Origin of the sequence: Pseudarthrobacter sp. MM222 (assembly GCF_947090775.1) — a bacterium.
In the GTDB taxonomy this organism is placed as follows: Bacteria; Actinomycetota; Actinomycetes; order Actinomycetales; family Micrococcaceae; genus Arthrobacter.
Window position 1 is genome coordinate 780,807 of the sequence record NZ_OX352321.1, and the last position, 18,928, is coordinate 799,734.

17 protein-coding genes are annotated in these 18,928 nt (G+C 66.1%); 12 read left to right on the forward strand and 5 right to left on the reverse strand.

Annotated features, from left to right (window positions below):
- The first annotated feature begins 242 nt into the window (after positions 1 to 242).
- Positions 243 to 833 (forward strand): DUF7793 family protein, encoded by a 591-nt coding sequence (locus OM977_RS03740; RefSeq protein WP_264356201.1) that lies wholly within the window; start codon positions 243 to 245, stop codon positions 831 to 833.
- Positions 823 to 2,346, forward strand: a complete 1,524-nt coding sequence (locus tag OM977_RS03745; RefSeq protein WP_264356202.1) for a putative bifunctional diguanylate cyclase/phosphodiesterase — start codon at positions 823 to 825, stop codon at positions 2,344 to 2,346. The genes OM977_RS03740 and OM977_RS03745 overlap by 11 nt, the downstream gene beginning before the upstream one ends.
- Before the next feature lie 69 nt (positions 2,347 to 2,415).
- On the opposite strand, the gene OM977_RS03750 is transcribed toward OM977_RS03745, so the two are convergent.
- Positions 2,416 to 2,676: a hypothetical protein gene (locus OM977_RS03750; protein WP_264356203.1), complete on the reverse strand. Its 261-nt coding sequence runs from the start codon at positions 2,674 to 2,676 to the stop codon at positions 2,416 to 2,418.
- Between the two features lie 211 nt (positions 2,677 to 2,887).
- Between OM977_RS03750 and OM977_RS03755 the strand changes: the two genes are divergently transcribed.
- Positions 2,888 to 3,910, forward strand: a complete 1,023-nt coding sequence (locus OM977_RS03755; RefSeq protein ID WP_264356204.1) for a hypothetical protein — start codon at positions 2,888 to 2,890, stop codon at positions 3,908 to 3,910.
- Between the two features lie 176 nt (positions 3,911 to 4,086).
- On the opposite strand, the gene OM977_RS03760 is transcribed toward OM977_RS03755, so the two are convergent.
- The gene (locus OM977_RS03760; RefSeq protein ID WP_264356205.1) at positions 4,087 to 4,740 is read right to left on the reverse strand and encodes a hypothetical protein; all 654 of its coding nucleotides are present in this window, start codon (positions 4,738 to 4,740) and stop codon (positions 4,087 to 4,089) included.
- A gap of 79 nt (positions 4,741 to 4,819) precedes the next feature.
- Between OM977_RS03760 and OM977_RS03765 the strand changes: the two genes are divergently transcribed.
- The 4 genes from OM977_RS03765 to sucD all read left to right on the forward strand — a co-directional run bounded on the left by OM977_RS03765 (position 4,820) and on the right by sucD (position 11,075).
- Positions 4,820 to 5,677: an inositol monophosphatase family protein gene (locus OM977_RS03765; RefSeq protein ID WP_264356206.1), complete on the forward strand. Its 858-nt coding sequence runs from the start codon at positions 4,820 to 4,822 to the stop codon at positions 5,675 to 5,677.
- A 412-nt stretch (positions 5,678 to 6,089) separates the two neighbouring features.
- Positions 6,090 to 8,603 carry a DNA helicase PcrA gene (gene pcrA / locus OM977_RS03770; protein ID WP_442960715.1) on the forward strand — a complete coding sequence of 838 codons (2,514 nt, stop codon included), beginning with the start codon at positions 6,090 to 6,092 and terminating at the stop codon, positions 8,601 to 8,603.
- Positions 8,604 to 8,990: 387 nt separating this feature from the next.
- Positions 8,991 to 10,160 (forward strand): ADP-forming succinate--CoA ligase subunit beta, encoded by a 1,170-nt coding sequence (gene sucC / locus OM977_RS03775; protein WP_264356208.1) that lies wholly within the window; start codon positions 8,991 to 8,993, stop codon positions 10,158 to 10,160.
- 12 nt (positions 10,161 to 10,172) lie between these two features.
- Entirely contained in the window at positions 10,173 to 11,075 is a 903-nt protein-coding gene (gene sucD / locus OM977_RS03780; protein WP_028275595.1) for a succinate--CoA ligase subunit alpha, read from the forward strand.
- A 102-nt stretch (positions 11,076 to 11,177) separates the two neighbouring features.
- Here sucD and OM977_RS03785 read toward each other — a convergent pair whose 3' ends face one another.
- Genes OM977_RS03785 through OM977_RS03795 form a run of 3 tightly spaced genes read right to left on the reverse strand, consistent with a single transcriptional unit; the run spans position 11,178 to position 12,513 of the window.
- A complete protein-coding gene (locus OM977_RS03785) occupies positions 11,178 to 11,663 on the reverse strand; it encodes an SRPBCC family protein (protein ID WP_264356209.1) in 486 nt (161 codons plus the stop codon).
- A complete protein-coding gene (locus OM977_RS03790; protein WP_264356210.1) occupies positions 11,660 to 12,172 on the reverse strand; it encodes an SRPBCC family protein in 513 nt (170 codons plus the stop codon). Before OM977_RS03790 ends, OM977_RS03785 begins: the two co-directional genes overlap by 4 nt.
- 5 nt (positions 12,173 to 12,177) lie before the next feature.
- Positions 12,178 to 12,513, reverse strand: a complete 336-nt coding sequence (locus OM977_RS03795; protein ID WP_264357280.1) for an ArsR/SmtB family transcription factor — start codon at positions 12,511 to 12,513, stop codon at positions 12,178 to 12,180.
- Positions 12,514 to 12,739: 226 nt separating this feature from the next.
- Here OM977_RS03795 and OM977_RS03800 point away from each other — a divergent pair, with 226 nt between their 5' ends.
- The 5 genes from OM977_RS03800 to OM977_RS03820 all read left to right on the forward strand — a co-directional run bounded on the left by OM977_RS03800 (position 12,740) and on the right by OM977_RS03820 (position 18,911).
- On the forward strand, positions 12,740 to 13,144 hold the full coding sequence (locus OM977_RS03800; protein ID WP_264356211.1) for a tautomerase family protein: 405 nt from the start codon (positions 12,740 to 12,742) through the stop codon (positions 13,142 to 13,144).
- Positions 13,145 to 13,422: 278 nt separating this feature from the next.
- Positions 13,423 to 14,424: a 5-dehydro-2-deoxygluconokinase gene (iolC, locus tag OM977_RS03805; protein WP_264357281.1), complete on the forward strand. Its 1,002-nt coding sequence runs from the start codon at positions 13,423 to 13,425 to the stop codon at positions 14,422 to 14,424.
- Positions 14,421 to 15,383, forward strand: coding sequence for a Cgl0159 family (beta/alpha)8-fold protein (locus OM977_RS03810; protein WP_264356212.1), 963 nt, complete (start codon positions 14,421 to 14,423; stop codon positions 15,381 to 15,383). Before iolC ends, OM977_RS03810 begins: the two co-directional genes overlap by 4 nt.
- Positions 15,384 to 15,422: 39 nt before the next feature.
- Positions 15,423 to 17,351: a 3D-(3,5/4)-trihydroxycyclohexane-1,2-dione acylhydrolase (decyclizing) gene (gene iolD / locus OM977_RS03815; protein ID WP_264356213.1), complete on the forward strand. Its 1,929-nt coding sequence runs from the start codon at positions 15,423 to 15,425 to the stop codon at positions 17,349 to 17,351.
- Positions 17,352 to 17,399: 48 nt separating this feature from the next.
- Complete coding sequence (locus tag OM977_RS03820) at positions 17,400 to 18,911, forward strand: CoA-acylating methylmalonate-semialdehyde dehydrogenase (protein ID WP_264356214.1); 1,512 nt, start codon at positions 17,400 to 17,402, stop codon at positions 18,909 to 18,911.
- Positions 18,912 to 18,928: the final 17 nt, after the last annotated feature.

An 18,928-nucleotide genomic window follows, 5' to 3' on the forward strand; every position in this document is an offset into this window, starting at 1 on the left:
CCAGCGCGCGCAAAGGAGCCCAGCGCGCAAAGTTTGGTGTCTTATGTCTCATAACTGCGTGGGCTTGCATTATCATGAGGGCACTCACCGGAAAGTTCCGGTGGCTCGTGCGCGAGCAGTCTCTAGCGCATGCCGGGTTGCCGATTTCGTAGTCTATGGGGACGAATGTTTGATCAGCTAGCCTCGCCGCGTCCATATGCAGCGACTGCCTTCGGGGACCGACGCCGTGGGACTGCAGTCCGATGACAGTTGAAGCCCTTACCGCGCCCGACGAACGGCTCCCCGAAGATCTGCCGGCGGCCACCGCACCCCTGCCTTCCCCGGCTCCAGGTCCCGAAGCAATCACCGGCGTCGCAGTGGCCGGAGCGGTGATGGCCGGCGTCGCGGGGATCGCCGGTGTGGCCGGAGCCGCCGATGTGGCGGGAGCCGCCGGTGTGGCCGGAGCCGCCGCGGCGGGAGCCGCCGGTGTGGCCGCCCCGATCGGGGTGCGCGCCCTCCAAAGCGGAATCGTACAAGTCACGCTGCCCCCCAACGAGGAAATCGCCGGCACCGAAGCGAGGATTGCCGGGGCGGCCGTTCGTGCCCTTGCCAACGGCAGGCGCGTGCCGGTGATGCTTGTCCTTACCGGAGTCGTCGGAGTCAGCGTCGAGGCACGGCAGGTCTACGTCTCTTCCATTGCCGCCTCCGCCTTTGCCCTGGTCGGTGAAAGTCCGGTGGACCGCGTCATCGCCCACTATCTGCTGCGCTCGAGAACCGAGACGATTCCAGCGCAGTTTTTCACGTCCGAGGCCGAAGCAGTCGAGTGGTTAGGGCAATACGCGAGTGAACACTGATCCTCCGGACCCCAGACTGCACGCCCTTGTAGAGGGCATAGTCCGGATTGCCAGCGGTGACCTGAGCACCAGGATCCCGCACTCCGGTGCACGGGACGACGTGGCTGCCGTCATTGCCGGTATCAACCTCATGGCGGACGACCTGCAGACCATCTACCAAGAGCTCGAACAGCGCGTTGAGAGCCGCACGGCGATGTTGCGTGATGCCCAGGTTGAGCTCGAGCGGATGGCACTCACGGACCCGTTGACGCAGCTGGCCAACCGCACTGCCCTCAACTCCGTGTTGAGCCATGCCCTGGCAGAGACCTCGCGGGGCGAGATGCCCCCGGCGCTGCTGATCCTCGACCTGGACTCGTTCAAGGGCATCAACGACACGCTGGGACACAGCGCGGGCGACGACGTCCTCCGGGTGATCGCCCGGAGGCTGCAGGACTCCGTACGCGAGACGGATACCGTCGCGCGCCTTGGCGGCGACGAGTTCGCCGTCATGCTGCCCAAATCGACCCTCGTGCGGGCGCGGCGGGTGGCCAACAGAATCCTCAAGGCCCTTAGTGAGAGCCTCGACGTCGGGGACTTGCGAATCACCTGCGGCACGAGCATCGGACTGCGGGTTGCGGAGCCCGGGCAGTCGGTCGATGACCTGGTCATGGAAGCCGATACCGCCATGTATGCGGCCAAGGCCCAGCCGAACGGCAGCATCAAGGTGTTCGAACCCGCCCTGCTGTACGCGCGCCGGCTCCAGAGCGTCATGATCACTGAGATGCGCGAAGCAATCCTCCAGGACCAGCTCACCCTGCATTACCAGCCGGTGGTGGAGCTCGCCAGCGGCCGGATCGAAGGTGTAGAGGCGCTTGTGCGCTGGAACCACCCGAGCCGGGGACTGCTCATGCCCGACCAGTTCATTCCGCTGGCCGAAGAGACCGGCATGATCGTGGATCTTGGCCACTGGGTCCTTCGGAATGCCGTGCGTCAGCTGCGGGACTGGCAGCGGGAGTTGAAATTGGATCCCAGTTTCAACGTCCGAGTCAACATCTCGACCACTGAACTGCAAAACCTCGACCTGATCGAACACGTCCGCGACATCCTCCGTGAAACCGGCGTTGACGCGGCGAATCTCATCGTCGAACTGACGGAGTCGATGGCTGTCAACGGCGGCGACGTGGACAAATACTCCCTGAGTGGGCTGCGCCGGCTCGGCGTCCAGCTGGAAATCGACGACTTCGGCACCGGCTACTCCTCCATCAGCTACCTCCGCAAGCTGCCCGTCAACGTCGTCAAGATCGACCGCAGTCTGATTGAAGGGCTGGGCGCCGACGAGCAACAGGGGAACTTCGTCGAAGCAGTCCTGCACCTTATCCACGCCTGCGGCCTCAAGGCCGTCGCCGAAGGCATCGAGACGGCGGAACAAGCCGCAGAGCTGGTGCGGCTAGGCTGTGCCAGCGGCCAGGGCTACTACTTTGGCCGGCCCGCGCCTGCCGCCAAACTCGCCGAGATGATCGGCCAAGGGGACTAGCGCAAGGCACAAAAAAGCGGTGGGTGCCGGAAGTGATTCCGACACCCACCGCTAAGCCAATGCCCGAGACTAGACGCGCGGCTTGGCGTCCGGCCACCAACCGGGAGCTGCCTGGGGCTTGGCGTCCGGCCACCAGCCCGGACGGGCCTGCGGCTTGGCGTCCGGCCACCAGCCCGGAGCGGCCAGCAGCTTGGCGTCCGGCCACCAGCCCGGAGCAGCAACTGAAGTGTTGTCGGCGCTACCGGCGGATGCCGAAACGGCGGCCGTGGCGGAAACACCTGTGACAGCCACCGCGCCGGCGACGAGGAGGATCGCGATAGATTTCTTCATATAATAGCTCCTGATACGTACGTGGCTGATGTGACCCATGTGATGCGAGATCAGTATAGAAGCTCAAGTGCGCCAGCGGTTAAGAGTTGGCGCGCGAATTCAGAAGCCTGTGCCAACGGGGCTTAACTGCGCCGATCCTGCGCCAACCCTGCGCGGGTACTGCTTGTGCGCTGTGTTCATTTCCACTTCCGCGGCAACGGATAATTGAATCATGCAACAAGACTCCGTCTCGCCCGCCTACGTCGCCGCAGAACTACGCGCCCGCGATCTGTGGGCAAGCCACGATTTCGGCGACGCCGCCGCCAGCGCTGGCAGCGCCGCGGAGATCGCCCGGAATGACGGCGACCCCGAGTCGTGGTGGAATATGACGTTCTTCCGGGCCGAAAGTCTTTTGGCGGCCGGACAGTTCGAGGCATGCGCGGAAGTTGCCGAAGCGCTGATCCGCGAGCCGCTGCCCGCCGGGTTGCAGCTGCAGGCCAGGGTGCGCATTCTTCTGTCCAAAGCGTGGCAAGGGGCCGGTCTTCTCGAAAGGGCCGCGGACGAGGCACGGGCGGCAGCGGAGCTAATGACGGAAGAGGCCGACATTGAAATCAGTGTCACGGCCCGCCTGGCTTTGATCGCAGCCCTGGGCGAGAGCGGCCGGCTTGATGAGGCGTGGACCGAGAGCCTTCATCTCGCAGAGATTATCTCGGTTGAAGTCGATGATCAGTTGCTGGGTAAGGCCTATTGGGCCATCGGAAACGCCGCGTTCCTGAGCAGCAGAGTCGACGCCGGCCTCGAATACCACGAGCTTGCCGCAGCTACTTTTTCTCCCGCACGAAACCTTGATGTGTGGGCAAAATTCAACAACGCTTCCGCGGCCATGAGGCTCGCCGCAGATGTGGCCGACGCAGCCACGCTCCGCTGCATCGAACGGGCCGAACTGGCCACCGACGTCATAGGCGGCAGCGAAGAAAACATCCTGCTGCTCAAGCTGAACCGCGGCCACTGGAATTATCTGGCCGGAGACCCGGCAGGGGCGATCGAGCTGCTGGACGGCTTGTGCAGCAACGATGACGTCCTCCCACCGCAGACAATGGGGGAGTCGTGCCTCCTGCTGGGTCGGGCGTACAAGGCCCTGGGTGATGCTCCTGCAGCTGAGCGACACCTGTTGGAGGCCGCGGAGCACTTCGACAGGGCAGGCGCCCAGCAGCGTGCCGAACTGGCCCGGGGGTTCCTGGCAGCTGACGCCTGAGCCTCCCCGAGGGACATGCTCTCCGGGTCCTGCTACGGATGGACATGATGGGATTATGTCGCGTGGTTGCGACCAGGAGTGGGCATGTCCCGTGGTGGCCACGAGGGCTGCGCATGTCCAGTGGTCGCGATGAACTGGTCACGGCGAGGGCTGGGCATGTCCCGTGGTGGTTGGGATTAGGGCTCGGCGTGTCCCGCGGTTCGGGTTGCGGGCGAGGAGGATTTCCTGCCCAGAAACACCGCGGCGGCTCCGGCCAGGAGGCTGAGCACCAGCAGCACCCAACCGGCCACCGTGAGCCCGGACGCGAGAGCCACTTGGCCGGCGTCGACCGTCTCGGCGGACATCATGGCGTCGATGGCCGCATTGCCCCAGAGCCGCACGGCGGCAAAGAGCAACGGAATGGCCCAGAGCGCCCAACGCAGGGGCTTTCGGGCTACGTTCGTTCCGATCAGCAGCAGCCAGCTGAAGCCGAAGATCAGCGGGAAGAGCGTGCCCGCAGTCTTATGGACGTAGTTGAGCTGCCCCCGGGCGTCCTGATCCATTGCCGTTCGCAACTGCTCCGCGAAGTCCCGGTCGAAGCCTCCGATCAGGGAGTCTGGCATGGCCAGTCCGCCGGAGAGCTGGGTGAGCTGGTTCAGGGTGAGCAGGTGGAGGTACCAGAACAGGAACAGGCTGGCGACGACACCGGCGATCAGGATCAGATTGCTGTTGCTTTGCGCCTTCCGCGGCGTCCGGCTGGTGGTGGGATTGATCACCGGCGGCAGCTCATGCCGTGGGACGACTGCTTTGGCGCCGTGCTTCTTGATTCGCTGTGCGGGAGTCTTGGCCATGGCTCCATTATCGCCCGGCCCAGCGGCCAGGCCGGCGCTGTCTGTTCACCGCCACCGGCCGCCCGATAGGCTGGAACGCGTGACCGAACTAGGAAAACACCGGCTGGGCCGGCACAGTACGGCGGATCTCGACCCCGGACTCGATGACTATGAACTGGCGGAAGCCCTCGTGCGGGGAGCTGGGCAGCTGGCACTGCTGATGCGGCAGGGCGGGCTGGAAAGCCGGCAGAAGACGTCAATTTCGGATGTCGTCACTGCCGCAGACCATGCCGCCGAGGCCTACGTGTTGGAGCAGCTCCGACGCTGCCGCCCGGACGACGGCATCCTCGGCGAGGAGGGCGCCTCCGTGGCCGGCACAAGCGGCCGCACCTGGGTTATCGATCCGGTAGACGGAACCTACAACTTCCTGCACGGGTCGACGTACTGGTGTTCGGCGATCGCGTTGAAGGACTCCACCGGCGTACGGCTGGGCGCGGTCTTCCAGCCGGAGGAGGACAAGCTCTGGCTGGGCGGAACCGCCCGTGCCGCGACGCTCAATGGCGAACGACTGACCAGCTTCGGGCCCCGTGGAGCCGACGGTCCCAGCCGCTCGGACATTCCGCTCGCCGAACTCGGAGCCGCCACGTACATCCATCCCAGCTGGCTCGCGGATCCGATGTGCGCCATGCCGTGGCACGCCGCTGCAACATCCGCCGCGGCGCTGCGGATGTTCGGCTCGGGCTCGTGCGACCTGAGCCGCGTGGCCGACGGAGAGCTGGGCTGCTGGTTCCAGCACAGCTGCCCGGAATGGGACTGGCTTCCCGGGAAGGCGATCGTCCTCGCGGCCGGCGGCGCGGCCGGCGTCGTCCGGGTCAATGGGCTCGACTGGTTTATGGCGGGAGGGGTGACGGCGGTGCGGGAGCTCCGTGCCGCCCTCGAGTCTGGCTCCGTCGGCTAGTACCTGCCATTCAACACACCCCGCCCCGTGGGACATGCCCATTTTTGGCAGCGGGGCATGGACATAGTGCCGCTATGTCCAGTGGTTGCACACAGGGGGGAACATGCTCATCCGTGGCCAGGCGCGCCGCGGGGCAGGTGCCGTGCAGCGGGCCAGGGGGGAACATGCTCATCCGTGGTCAGGCGCGCCGCGGGGCAGGTCCCTGCAGCGGGCCAGGGGTGGCAAGGCGCGCCGCGGGGTATGTGCCCTGCAGCGGGCCCTGGGCATTACCCCCGTGGGACATGCTCATTCTTGGCTGCGAGGACTGGACATAGGGGTCACATGTCCACTGGCTGCGGCCAGCGGAGGGCATGTCCCGAGGGGGCGGACGCCGCTGTCAGTGGCACCGCCTAGACTTGTTAACACCATGGATATGTTGTTTGACCCTTTCGCCGACGGACCCTTCCAAGCTGCCTCCAGGACGGCGACGGCCACTAAATCCTCCGCCGAAACGGGCACGGCAGCCGTCGGTTCCGGCGCCGGCTGGATGCCCAACGGCTCCGGCAGCGGAAGCGCGGGGGACCCGGAGCGGCCCCATCTCCCCGGCCCAGACGAGCTCCTGGAAGGCCTGAACCCGCAGCAGGAAGAAGCGGTCAAGCACGCCGGCGGGGCCCTGCTCATCGTGGCCGGGGCGGGCTCGGGCAAGACTCGCGTCCTGAGTAACCGCATCGCCTACCTCATCGCCACCCGGCGCGCGCACCACGGCGAGATCCTCGCGATTACCTTCACCAACAAGGCCGCCGCCGAAATGCGGGAGCGCATCGAACTGCTGGTCGGCGGCCGTGCCAAGACGATGTGGATCTCCACCTTCCACTCATCCTGCGTCCGGATCCTGCGGCGCGAGGCCAAGAACGTCGGCCTGAACTCCAACTTCTCCATCTACGACTCGGCGGACTCGCTGCGGCTGATCACGCTTGTCGCCAAGAACTTGGACCTCGATCCCAAGCGGTTCGCGCCCAAGGCCATCCAGCACAAGATCTCCGCGCTCAAGAACGAGCTCATCGACGCCGACAGCTACGCTTCGAGCGCCAACTACAACGACCCCTTCGAACAGGCCGTCGCCGAGGTCTTCAAGGGCTACACCCAGCGCCTTCGCCAGGCCAACGCCATGGACTTCGATGACCTGATCGCCGAGACCGTCTACATGTTCCGGGCCTTCCCCGCGCTCGCCGACTCCTACCGGCGCCGCTTCCGGCACGTTCTGGTCGACGAATACCAGGACACCAACCACGCCCAGTACGCCCTGGTCCGCGAGATCGTCGGCGAGGGCCCCGGCGCGGCCGAACTGACCGTCGTCGGCGATTCCGATCAGTCCATCTACGCCTTCCGGGGTGCGGACATCCGCAACATCGTGGAGTTCGAAAAGGACTATCCGGACGCCCGGACCATCAAGCTGGAACAGAACTACCGCTCCACCCAGACCATCCTCAGCGCCGCGAACTCGGTGATCTCCCGCAACCCGAACCGCCCGGAGAAGAGGCTCTGGACGGCGGAGGGCGACGGCGAGAAGATCGTCGGTTACGTCGGCGAGAACGAGCACGATGAGGCCCAGTTCATCGCCAAGGAAATCGACCGGTTGCAGGACGAGGGCAATCTGCGCCCCGGCGACGTCGCGATCTTCTATCGCACCAACGCCCAGTCCCGCTCGATCGAGGACGTCCTGGTCCGCGTGGGGCTGCCCTACAAGGTGGTCGGCGGCACGCGCTTCTATGAGCGCAAGGAAATCAAGGACGCCCTCGCCTACCTGCGGGTGCTGGTCAACCCCGACGACGACGTCAACCTGCGCCGGATCCTGAACGAACCCAAGCGCGGCATCGGAGACCGTGCCGAAGGCGCCGTGGCCTCCCTCGCCCAGCGCGACCGGATCTCCTTCATGGCCGCCGCCCGCCGCGCCGAGGAAGCGCCCGGGATGGCGACCCGGTCCGTCAACGCCGTGCTCGGCTTCGTGAAACTGCTGGACGACCTTGCCGAGGTGGCCACCGGATCCGGGGCTGCTGCGGCGCTGGAAGCGGTGCTGGAACAGACCGGCTACCTCGCCGGGCTGCGCTCCAGCACCGACCCGCAGGACGAGTCGCGGGTGGAGAACCTCGCTGAGCTCGTCGCCGTCGTCCGTGAATACGAACGGGACAACCCGGAAGGATCGTTGGGCGCGTTCCTGGAGCAGGTCTCCCTCGTGGCCGACGCTGACCAGATCCCGGACGCCCCTGGCGGTGACGCCGAAGACCTGGCGGCCGCCGTCGCCGAGGCCAAGCGGCTCGGCGTCGTCACCCTGATGACCTTGCACACAGCCAAGGGCCTGGAGTTCCCGGTGGTGTTCCTGACCGGTATGGAGCATGGGCTGTTCCCGCACCAGCGCTCCGCCACCGACCCGAAGGAACTGGCGGAGGAGCGCCGGCTGGCCTACGTCGGCCTGACCCGGGCCCGGAAGCGCCTGTACCTGACCCGCTCCGAGGTGCGCAGCATGTGGGGCCAAAGCCAGTACAACCCGGCCAGCCAGTTCATTGAGGAGATCCCGGCCGAGCTCGTGGAGTGGAAGCGGGAAGGCTCCACCCGGCAGAGCGGCGGCTGGGGGAACGGCGCCTCCATCGGTTCGAGCCGTTACGGTGGATCGTTCTGGGGCGCCGGCACCGCCCGCGGCGCGGAGGCCAGCCCGTCCGCGGGCTTCAACGCCGACGTCCCGGCCGCGATCGCCAAGAACCGGGTGCAACCGCAGAAGGAAATTGTTGCCGTCAGCGTAGGGGACAAGGTCAACCACACGAGCTTCGGCAACGGGACCGTCCTGGCCGTCGAAGGTGCGGGCGACAAGACGGTGGCCAAGGTGAAGTTCGACATCGGCGAGAAGCGGCTGCTGCTGCGCTACGCGCCGCTGACCAAAATCGACGTGTAGCCGCCCGTCCCGCCGCCACCCCGCGCGGCTGCTGACGGCCCTGCCGCGTGCGGAAACGTCCCGGCAGGCGCTGTCCTCGGTCCGGACGCGAGCGTTACGAACCAATCTGCGGCGCCTGAAACCGGCCCGCAGACGCCTTCAGAGGCCCCAAAAACCCCGTAATCTAGCGGTTTTTCTACGTTCCATAGAATAGTGTCCTTACTCACATAACCGGTACTCTGGAACGGGCTCCTCGAAAGAAAGGGCTAAAGTTCGAAAGAGGAGCATTGCGCCGTGTGGCTCGTTTCCAAGCCTGTCGCAGGGTGCGTTTATTCCGCAGCCCGGTAACCGCGAGAACGTGGGGTCCGGCTGTACAGAAACTACTTCGACGTAGAAGGACACAAACCCGTGGACCTGTTTGAATATCAGGCGCGCGATATGTTCGAGGCGCACGGTGTACCCGTGCTTGCTGGCATCGTGGCGCACACCCCTGAAGAAGCAAAGGCAGCTGCCGAGAAAATCGGCGGCGTTACTGTCGTAAAGGCGCAGGTCAAGGCCGGAGGCCGCGGCAAAGCCGGCGGCGTCAAGGTCGCCAAGACCGCCGACGAGGCGTTTGAACACTCCACCAACATCCTCGGCATGGACATCAAGGGCCACACCGTCCACCGGGTCATGATTGCCCAGGGTGCGGACATCGCCGAGGAATACTACTTCTCGGTCCTGCTGGACCGGGCAAACCGCAACTATCTGGCCATGTGCTCGGTTGAAGGCGGCATGGAAATCGAGCAGCTCGCCGTTGAGCGGCCCGAAGCCCTTGCCAAGATCGCGATCGACCCGGCCGTCGGCATCGACCAGGCCAAGGCTGACGAAATCGTCGCCGCTGCAGGCTTCGCCGAGGAACTGCGCGGCAAGGTCGCCGGCGTCATCCTGAAGCTCTGGGACGTTTTCAAGAAGGAAGACGCCACCCTCGTGGAGGTCAACCCGCTGGTCCTGACCGGCGCGGGCGACGTCGTCGCGCTGGACGGCAAGGTCTCCCTCGACGAGAACGCCGACTTCCGCCACCCCAAGCACGCGCACCTTGAAGACAAGGACGCTGCTGACCCGCTCGAGGCCAAGGCCAAGGCGCAGGACCTCAACTACGTCAAGCTGGACGGCGAAGTCGGCATCATCGGTAACGGTGCCGGCCTGGTCATGTCCACGCTCGACGTCGTTGCTTACGCCGGCGAGAACCACGGCAACGTCAAGCCCGCCAACTTCCTGGACATCGGCGGTGGAGCTTCCGCCGAGGTCATGGCTGCAGGCCTCGACGTCATCCTGGGCGACCCGCAGGTCAAGTCCGTCTTCGTCAACGTCTTCGGCGGCATCACCGCCTGTGACGCCGTCGCCAAGGGCATCGTCGGTGCGCTGGCCGAGCTGGGCTCCTCCGCGAACAAGCCGCTGGTAGTCCGCCTCGACGGCAACAACGTTGAGGAAGGCCGCCGCATCCTGGCCGAGGCCAACCACCCGCTGGTTACCCTGGCCGCCACCATGGACGAGGGCGCCGACAAGGCTGCCGAGCTCGCCAACGCAGCGAAGTAAAGGGACCCGACTATGTCTATTTATCTGAACAAGGACTCCAAGGTCATCGTCCAGGGCATCACCGGCGGCGAAGGCACCAAGCACACCGCCCTGATGCTGAAGGCCGGCACCAACGTTGTTGGCGGCGTCAACGCCCGTAAGGCCGGCACCACCGTCCTGCACGGCGACGCCGAGATCACCGTCTTCGGCACGGTCAAGGAAGCGATGGCCGAGACCGGCGCTGACGTGTCCATCGTCTTCGTCCCGCCGGCCTTCACCAAGGACGCCGTCGTCGAAGCCATCGAGGCCGGCATCGGCCTGGTCGTCGTCATCACCGAAGGCGTCCCGGTCCAGGATTCCGCCGAGTTCTGGGCACTTGCCCAGTCCAAGGTCGATGCCAACGGCAAGCAGGTCACCCGCATCATCGGACCGAACTGCCCCGGCATCATCACCCCAGGTGAAGCCCTCGTCGGCATCACCCCGGCCAACATCACGGGCAAGGGCCCCATCGGCCTCGTCTCCAAGTCGGGCACCTTGACCTACCAGATGATGTACGAACTGCGCGACCTTGGGTTCTCCACCGCTATCGGCATCGGCGGCGACCCGGTCATCGGCACCACCCACATCGATGCCCTCGAGGCGTTCGAAGCGGACCCGGAGACCAAGGCGATCGTCATGATCGGCGAAATCGGCGGCGACGCCGAGGAACGTGCCGCCGACTACATCAAGGCGCACGTCACCAAGCCGGTTGTCGGCTACGTGGCAGGCTTCACCGCTCCGGAAGGCAAGACCATGGGCCACGCAGGCGCCATCGTCTCGGGTTCCGCGGGTACCGCACAGGCCAAGAAGGAAGCCCTCGAGGCTGCCGGCGTCAAGGTCGGCAAGACGCCGTCCGAGACCGCCAAGCTCCTGCGCGAGGTCTTCGCGACCCTCTAGGTCCGAAGAGCCACAGCACCAAAGAGTACGACGGCGGCAGGTCACCATCCCCAGGGAGGTGGCCTGCCGCCGTCGTACTCTTCTTGTTTGGCAGTCCGGTTGCTACTGCCGGTGCTGCCGGCCGAGAAGCTCGTCCAGTTGTTTGTAGCCGGAAGCTATACCGGCCTCCATGCCGTCGGCGAGGTACCTCGCGCGGGCCTCGACGCTGGGGTAGACGGACCTGCCGGTGAGTTTTGAACGCCCGCCCGGCAAATCCTCGAACGTCGCGAATTCCAGCGTGACGATATCCGGGTAGCCCTCGTACTCGAAGGTCTGCAGCACGAACTCGTTCTCGCGAACTGTGTGGAAGACCCCGCGGAACGCGTGCTGGCGACCGTCGTTGCCCTCCTGCACGAAGCGGTAGGTTCCGCCAGGCCGGCAGTCGAATCCGTCCAATCGCGTGGCCAGCTCCCGCGGTCCGATCCACTGCCGAAACACCTCCGGATCGGTGTGTGCACGGAAGACCGCTGCCGCCGGGAAATCAAACTCCCGTTCGGAGTCCACGAACGGCACCTTTTCCGGGGCCACGAGCTTCAGCGCATTGCTCATGCGGTTACCTTCCCCGACTGTGGGGTTCCGGTGGCGGTGCCGCCCAAGAGTTCCTCGAGCCGCTCGTAGCCTTCGGACATGCCGCCTTCCATCCCGGACTGTGCCATGCCGTCGCGGGTTTCAATCGTGGGATAGACCGAGTGGCCGGTGAGCCGGGTCCGTCCGCCGCCGAGGTCTTCCAGGGTCAGGAACTCGATGCTGACAACGTCCGGGTAGCCGTCGAACTCGAAGGTCTGGATGGCAAACTCGTTTTCCCTCACGGTGTGGAAGACACCGCTGAAACCATAGGCGTTGCCGTCCGGTGCCGTGTGGGTGTACTTGTAGCTGCCGCCGCTGCGGAAGTCGTAGTGGTCGATGTCCATTTTGAGGCCACGCGGGCCGAGCCACTGAGCGATAAGCTCCGGCTCCTTGTGGGCGCGGAAGACGTCGGCGACGGGAAAGTCGAACTCCCGCTCGTAATCGATGAAGGGCAGGCCCTCGGGGACGGTGACTTTCAGGGCGTTGGTCATGATTATCAGTCCTTTGCCGGTGTGCCGCGTGCCGCGGCGTTGGATTGGAGCACGGCGTCGAGGCTGCGGAACTGCCCCTCGCGGATCAGCCGGTACTGGTCGATCCATGCGGTGAGCGCCTCCAGCCGTGCGGGGTTCAGGTGGACGGGCCGGCGTTGGGCGTCACGGCTGCGCGTGACGAGTTGCGCCTGCTCGAGGACCTGGATGTGTTTCGAGACCGCCTGCTTGGTGATCGCGAAAGGTTCCGCCAGTTCGTTCACGGTGGCCGGACCCCGGCTGAGCCGGGCGATGATGCGGCGACGGACGGGGTCGGCGAGGGCCAGGAAGGCCGAGTCGAGCATTTCGTCGTCGCGGGCTGACACCTGGTGTCCCACCTCCTCGCCATCCTTCGCCGTCGATCTGATCAGCTGAGTCGTCTTGTAATCAACTGGTTCTTTGATCAACCTTTTGGTTGTCTAAGGCTACGCCTCGACTCCGGTGTGCACAATCCCTTTTCTGCCAAAGGTCCTTGTGGTGCCCGAAACATATTTGTTAGTATGTCAGGACAAACTATAGAAGGAGCAGTCAGTGCCTCTCGTGCGAATAGACGTCAATCAGGGCCGGAGCCCCGAGCAGCTCCAGGAGCTAAGTCGAAGCATCCATGACGCCATCCTGGCCGAATACGGCATTCCGGAGCGGGACTATTTCCACGTTCTGACCGAGCATCCGCAGGGCCAGATCTTCGCCCAGGATGCCGGGCTCGGGTTCGAGCGGACGCCCGACGTCGTGATGATCCAGATCTTCACGCAGGCCGGCCGCGGCCAGGAGGCCAAACAGTCCTTATTCGCCGCGATCGCCGAGAATCTGGCAACCGCGGGGATTGCCGGCGAGGACGTATTCATCGGCTACGTCGAAAACACTGCGGGGGACTGGTCCTTCGGTTTCGGCCGGGCCCAGTACGTCACCGGTGAACTCGCCACGCCGGGGCGGTAGTCCGGGAGCGCCCAGGAGTGCGCCCCGGCATGCGCAGGAGTGCGCAGGGGCGTGCGCAGCGGCGTAGACCGGGGGTGGCGAACTGTCCCGACGCGCGGGCCGTGTCAAGTTGTAAATATGTCAGTACAAACCTTTGACAGTACATGGATTCTAGGGCAGAGTAGTCGATGTGGCCCCGCTCACTGCGGGGCTGCCGGAAGCCACTCCGGACCACGCATTCTGACATGCTGCCGCTGTGTAAAGGTACAGAGTTCACACCAGAAAGGTCCACGATGACCGTGACCCACGAACTGCTCACGATCGGGCGCATCAGCGTTGATATCTACCCGAATGACATCGGGGTGGATCTGGAGGACGTCACGTCCTTCGGAAAGTACCTGGGCGGTTCCCCGTCCAACGTGGCCGTGGCCGCGGCCCGCCACGGCCGGCGCGCCGGTGTCATCACCCGCACCGGCGACGACGCCTTCGGCACGTATCTGCACCGCGAGCTGCGCAAGTTCAAGGTGGACGATTCCTTCGTCACCCCCGTCAAGGAATGGCCCACAGCGGTCACGTTCTGCGCGATCAAGCCGCCGGAGGACTTCCCGCTCTACTTCTACGGACGGTTCCCCACGGCACCGGACCTACAGATCAAGGCCGAGGAACTCGACCTCGCCGCCATCGGGAACACCGGCATCTTCTGGTCCACCGTGACCGGCCTCTGCCAGGAACCGAGCCGCGCGGCGCACCTCGCGGCCCACGAGGCCCGCCCCCGCACCGGGCTGAAGCCTGGCCAGTACACCATCCTGGACCTCGACTACCGGCCGATGTTCTGGGCCTCTGAAGCCGAAGCCCGGGAGCAGGTCGCCAGGATCCTCCCGCACGTCACCGTGGCGATCGGCAATGACAAGGAGTGCGCCGTCGCCGTCGGCGAGGGCACCCCGGACGAGCAGGCTGACCGGCTGCTCGCAGCCGGCGTCGAAATCGCCGTCGTGAAACTCGGCCCCGAAGGCGTGATGGCGAAAACCCGCACTGAACGTGTTGTCTCCGCTCCGGTCCCGGTCGAAACCCTCAACGGCCTCGGCGCCGGCGACTCCTTCGGCGGGGCCTTCTGCCACGGGCTGCTTTCCGGCTGGCCGCTCGCGCAGGTCCTCGACTTCGCCAACGCCGCCGGAGCCCTCGTCGCCTCCCGGCTGTCCTGTGCCGATGCCATGCCGACGCCGGACGAAGTTACCGCGCTCCTCGCTGAACGCGGCCGCCCCGTACCGGTCACCTACGCCACCGAAGGAGCAAGCCTGTGAGCCTCCACCCCGCTTCCGCCAAGGCTTCAGTGGACGATGATCCCCGCCGCTACGCGCACCTGAGCACTATCCGGCTCGAAGACCCGGACGCGATCGGCCGAGCCGCGAAGGCACGCCGCCGCCACCCCGGCCCGAAGTCCGGAACCCAGAACTTCATTGTCGCCGCCGACCACCCGGCCCGCGGTGCCCTCGCGGTCGGTGACCACCCCGTGGCGATGGCGGACCGCCGCCAGCTCCTGGACCGTCTGCAGATCGCTCTCGCCAACCCGGACGTGGACGGCATCCTGGCATCTCCGGACATCATGGATGACCTGCTGCTGCTCGGGGCGCTCGACGGCAAGCTCATCTTCGGCTCGATGAACCGGGGCGGGCTCTCCGGCCTGGTCAACGAGCTCGACGACCGTTTCACCGGGCACACGGCAGCCGCCCTGGAAGCGCTGGGAGCCGACGGGGGCAAGATGCTCACGCGCATCTGCCTGGGCGACCCGGACACCGTGGCCACCCTCGAAGCCACGGCCAAGGCGATCGATTCCCTCGCCGAACGCAAGCTGATCGCCATGGTGGAGCCCTTCCTGTCTGTCTGGGAACAAGGCAAGGTCCGCAACGACCTCTCGACGAATGCAGTGATCAAGTCGGTTGCCATCGCCGAAGGACTCGGCTCCACCAGTGCGTACACCTGGATGAAGCTCCCCGTCGTCGCCGAGATGGAACGCGTTATGGCGGCCACCACCATGCCCACGGTGCTGCTCGGCGGGGATCCGGACAGCAGCCAGGACGACGTCTTTGCCAGCTGGGAGGCTGCCCTCGCGCTGCCCGGCGTCCAGGGGCTCACGGTCGGCCGGACCCTGCTCTACCCGCACGACGGCGACGTCGCCGGCGCGGTGGCGACCGCAGCATCGTTGCTGAAACGGTCCGCCCCGCGCACCCTGCCCACCCGCACCGCAGAAGTATCGGAGTAACGTCCCATGGGAATTGGATCTGCCTCAGGAAGCCGCAGAATGACGGTCGCCCAGGCCGTCGTCGAATACCTGTCCAAGCAGTACACCGTTGACTCGATCGGTGGCCAGGACTACCGAGAACGGCTCATCCCGGGCACCTTCGGGATCTTCGGCCACGGCAACGTCGCCGGCGTCGGCCAGGCCCTCAAGCAGTACCAGCAGCTCGACCCGACGATCATGCCGTATTACCAGGGCCGCAACGAGCAGGCCCAGTCGCACCAGGCCGTGGGCTACGCCCGCCACACCCGGCGCCGGCAGACGTTCGCGATCAGCACCTCGATCGGGCCCGGCTCCTCGAACCTGCTCACCGGCGCGGCGCTGGCCACCACCAACCGGCTGCCGGTGCTGCTGCTGCCCAGCGACACCTTCGCGACCCGCGCCGCCGATCCGGTCCTGCAGCAACTCGAGCAGCCCTACGCCTACGACATCACCGTCAACGACGCGTTCCGGCCGCTGTCCAAGTTCTTCGATCGCGTCTCCCGGCCCGAGCAACTGTTCTCCGCGTTCCACCACGGGCTGCGCGTGCTGACGGATCCGGCCGAGACCGGCGCCGTCACCATCTCGCTGCCCCAGGACGTCCAGGCCGAGGCCTTCGACGTGCCCGAGGAGTTCCTGGCCGAGCGCGAATGGCGGATCCGCCGCCCCAACGCCGACGACGAGGACATCCGCCGTGCCGCCGAGGCCATCCGTGCCGCGAAGCGCCCGCTCATCATCGCCGGCGGCGGCGTACTTTACGCCTTCGCCAATGAGGAACTCGCGAAGTTCGCCGAACTCACGGGCATCCCGGTCGGCAACACCCAGGCCGGCGTCGGCGTGCTGCCCTGGGACTCCAAGTTCTCGCTCGGCGCCATCGGCTCCACCGGCACGACGGCGGCCAACGCCATCGCCGCCGAAGCGGACCTGATCATCGGGATCGGCACCCGCTACGAGGACTTCACCACGGCGTCCCGGACGGCGTTCCAGAACCCGGACGTGAAGTTCATCAACATCAACGTAGCCCCCATCGACGCGTACAAGCACGGCACCTCGCTGCCGATCGTCGCCGACGCCCGTAAGGCCCTGGTCAAGCTGAATCTGGCCCTCGGCGGCTACCGTATCGGCGCGGACCTCGAACAGCAGATCGCAACCGAAAAGACCCGCTGGAACGGCACGGTGGACGAGGCCTTCGACACCCGCTTTACGCCGCTGCCGGCGCAGAACGAGATCATCGGGGCCACGAACCGGGCCATGGACGCCCAGGACGTCGTCATCTGCGCCGCCGGTTCCCTCCCAGGTGACCTGCACAAGATGTGGCGCGTCCGGGACCCGTTCGGGTATCACGTCGAATACGCCTACTCCTGCATGGGCTACGAAATCCCCGGCGGCCTCGGCGTCAAGCGCGCGGCCCTCGCCGAAGCCGCGAGGGGCGGGGCGCAGCGCGACGTCGTCGTCATGGTGGGCGACGGCTCCTACCTGATGATGCACACCGAGCTGGTCACTGCCGTCGCCGAACGGATCAAGCTGATCGTGGTCCTGATCCAGAACCACGGCTACGCCTCGATCGGCTCGCTCTCCGAGTCCCTCGGCTCGCAGCGCTTCGGCACCCAGTACCGGGCCCTCGACGAGGAGCACCACAGCTTCGACGACGGCGACCGGCTCCCCGTGGACCTGGCCCTCAACGCCGAAAGCCTCGGCGTGAAGGTGATCCGGATCGAACCGGGGGAGAAGGTCATCGCCGAACTCGAACAGGCCATCCGGGACGCCAAGGCCGCGCCCGAACGCGGCGGCCCGATCGTCATCCACGTTGAATCCGATCCGCTCCTAGACGCGCCCAGCTCCGAGTCCTGGTGGGACGTTCCCGTTTCCCAGGTTTCCGAGCTCGACTCCACGAAACAGGCCTTCCAGACCTACACCGACCACAAGGGCCGCCAGCGCAAGCTGCTCGGCTGACCCCGGCCAGCGAAGGCCGCCAAGACTCCAACCCCCAAGGACATTCCGATGAGCACCCTCACCACCACCAAAACCATCCACCACTTCATCAACGGCGCCGAAACCGCCGGCGTTGGTGACCGCACCCAGCCCGTCTACAACCCCGCCACCGGCGCTGTCACCGCAGAGCTGCGGCTGGCCAACCGGGCGGACCTGGACGCCACCGTCGCCGCCGCCCGCGCGGCCGCCGATTCCTGGGGCGACTTCTCCCTCGCCAAGCGCACCGCCGTGCTGTTCAAGTTCCGTGAGCTCGTCGCGGCCCACGTGGACGACCTCGCCGAGCTGATCACCGCCGAGCACGGCAAGGTCCTCTCCGACGCCAAGGGCGAAATCGGCCGCGGCCTCGAAGTCATCGAGTACGCCTGCGGCGTCCCGACCCTGCTCAAGGGCGACTACTCGGACCAGGTCTCCACCGGGATCGACGTCTTCTCCTTCCGCGAGCCGCTCGGCGTCGTCGCCGGCATCACCCCGTTCAACTTCCCGGTCATGGTCCCGCTGTGGATGGCGCCGATGGCGATCGCCACCGGCAACGCCTTCATCCTCAAGCCCTCCGAACGCGATCCCTCCGCCTCGATGCTGCTGGCCAAGCTATGGAAGGACGCGGGCCTGCCCGACGGCGTCTTCCAGGTCCTGCACGGCGACAAGGAAACCGTCGAAGGCCTCCTGACCCACCCGGACGTGGACGGCATCTCCTTCGTGGGTTCCACCCCGATCGCCCAGTACGTTCACGAAACCGCCACGAAGCATGGCAAGCGGGTCCAGGCCCTCGGCGGCGCCAAGAACCACGCCATCATCCTGCCCGACGCCGACCTCGACAACGCAGCGGACCACCTCGCCGCCGCCGCCTTCGGCTCCGCCGGTGAACGCTGCATGGCCATCTCGGTTGCCGTCGCCGTCGGCGACGCTGCGGACCTGCTGGTCAAGAAGGTCGAAGAACGTGCCTTGGCCGTAAAGGTCAACAACGGCACCGCGCCCGACGCCGAAATGGGCCCGGTCATCACCCCGGCCTCCAAGGAGCGCATCGTCCGGATCGTCACCGAAGCCGAAGCCGCCGGAGCGGCCATGGTGGTGGACGGCCGCGACCTCGTCGTCCCCGGCCACGAGGACGGGTTCTGGGTCGGCCCCACCGTCATCGACCACGTCAAAACCGAAATGACCGCCTACAGCGAGGAAATCTTCGGACCCGTCCTCGTCGTGGTCCGGGTCGAGGACCTGGACGCCGGCATCGCGCTGATCAACTCCAACCCCTACGGCAACGGCACCGCCATCTTCACCTCCTCCGGCGCCAACGCCCGCAAGTTCCAGCGCTCCGTCGACGTCGGCATGATCGGTATCAACGTGCCCCTGCCCGTGCCGGTGGCACACCACTCCTTCGGCGGCTGGAAGGCCTCGCTCTTCGGCGACAAGCACATCTATGGGCCGGAAGGCGTCTCCTTCTACACCCGCGGCAAGGTGGTCACCTCCCGCTGGCCCGAACCCACCCACGCCTCGGGCGCCTCCTACAACTTCCCCTCCAACTAGTCCCCGCCCCACTAACC

Excerpts from the sequence above, each read along its gene's own strand:
- OM977_RS03740 (WP_264356201.1), top strand. The coding sequence starts at position 243 with ATGACAGTTGAAGCCCTTACCGCGCCCGACGAACGGCTCCCCGAAGAT.
- OM977_RS03750 (WP_264356203.1), bottom strand. The coding sequence starts at position 2,676 with ATGAAGAAATCTATCGCGATCCTCCTCGTCGCCGGCGCGGTGGCTGTC.
- OM977_RS03755 (WP_264356204.1), top strand. The coding sequence starts at position 2,888 with ATGCAACAAGACTCCGTCTCGCCCGCCTACGTCGCCGCAGAACTACGC.
- OM977_RS03760 (WP_264356205.1), bottom strand. The coding sequence starts at position 4,740 with ATGGCCAAGACTCCCGCACAGCGAATCAAGAAGCACGGCGCCAAAGCA.
- pcrA (WP_442960715.1), top strand. The coding sequence starts at position 6,090 with ATGTTGTTTGACCCTTTCGCCGACGGACCCTTCCAAGCTGCCTCCAGG.
- sucD (WP_028275595.1), top strand. The coding sequence starts at position 10,173 with ATGTCTATTTATCTGAACAAGGACTCCAAGGTCATCGTCCAGGGCATC.
- OM977_RS03785 (WP_264356209.1), bottom strand. The coding sequence starts at position 11,663 with ATGAGCAATGCGCTGAAGCTCGTGGCCCCGGAAAAGGTGCCGTTCGTG.
- OM977_RS03790 (WP_264356210.1), bottom strand. The coding sequence starts at position 12,172 with ATGACCAACGCCCTGAAAGTCACCGTCCCCGAGGGCCTGCCCTTCATC.
- OM977_RS03795 (WP_264357280.1), bottom strand. The coding sequence starts at position 12,513 with ATGCTCGACTCGGCCTTCCTGGCCCTCGCCGACCCCGTCCGTCGCCGC.
- iolD (WP_264356213.1), top strand. The coding sequence starts at position 15,423 with ATGACGGTCGCCCAGGCCGTCGTCGAATACCTGTCCAAGCAGTACACC.
- OM977_RS03820 (WP_264356214.1), top strand. The coding sequence starts at position 17,400 with ATGAGCACCCTCACCACCACCAAAACCATCCACCACTTCATCAACGGC.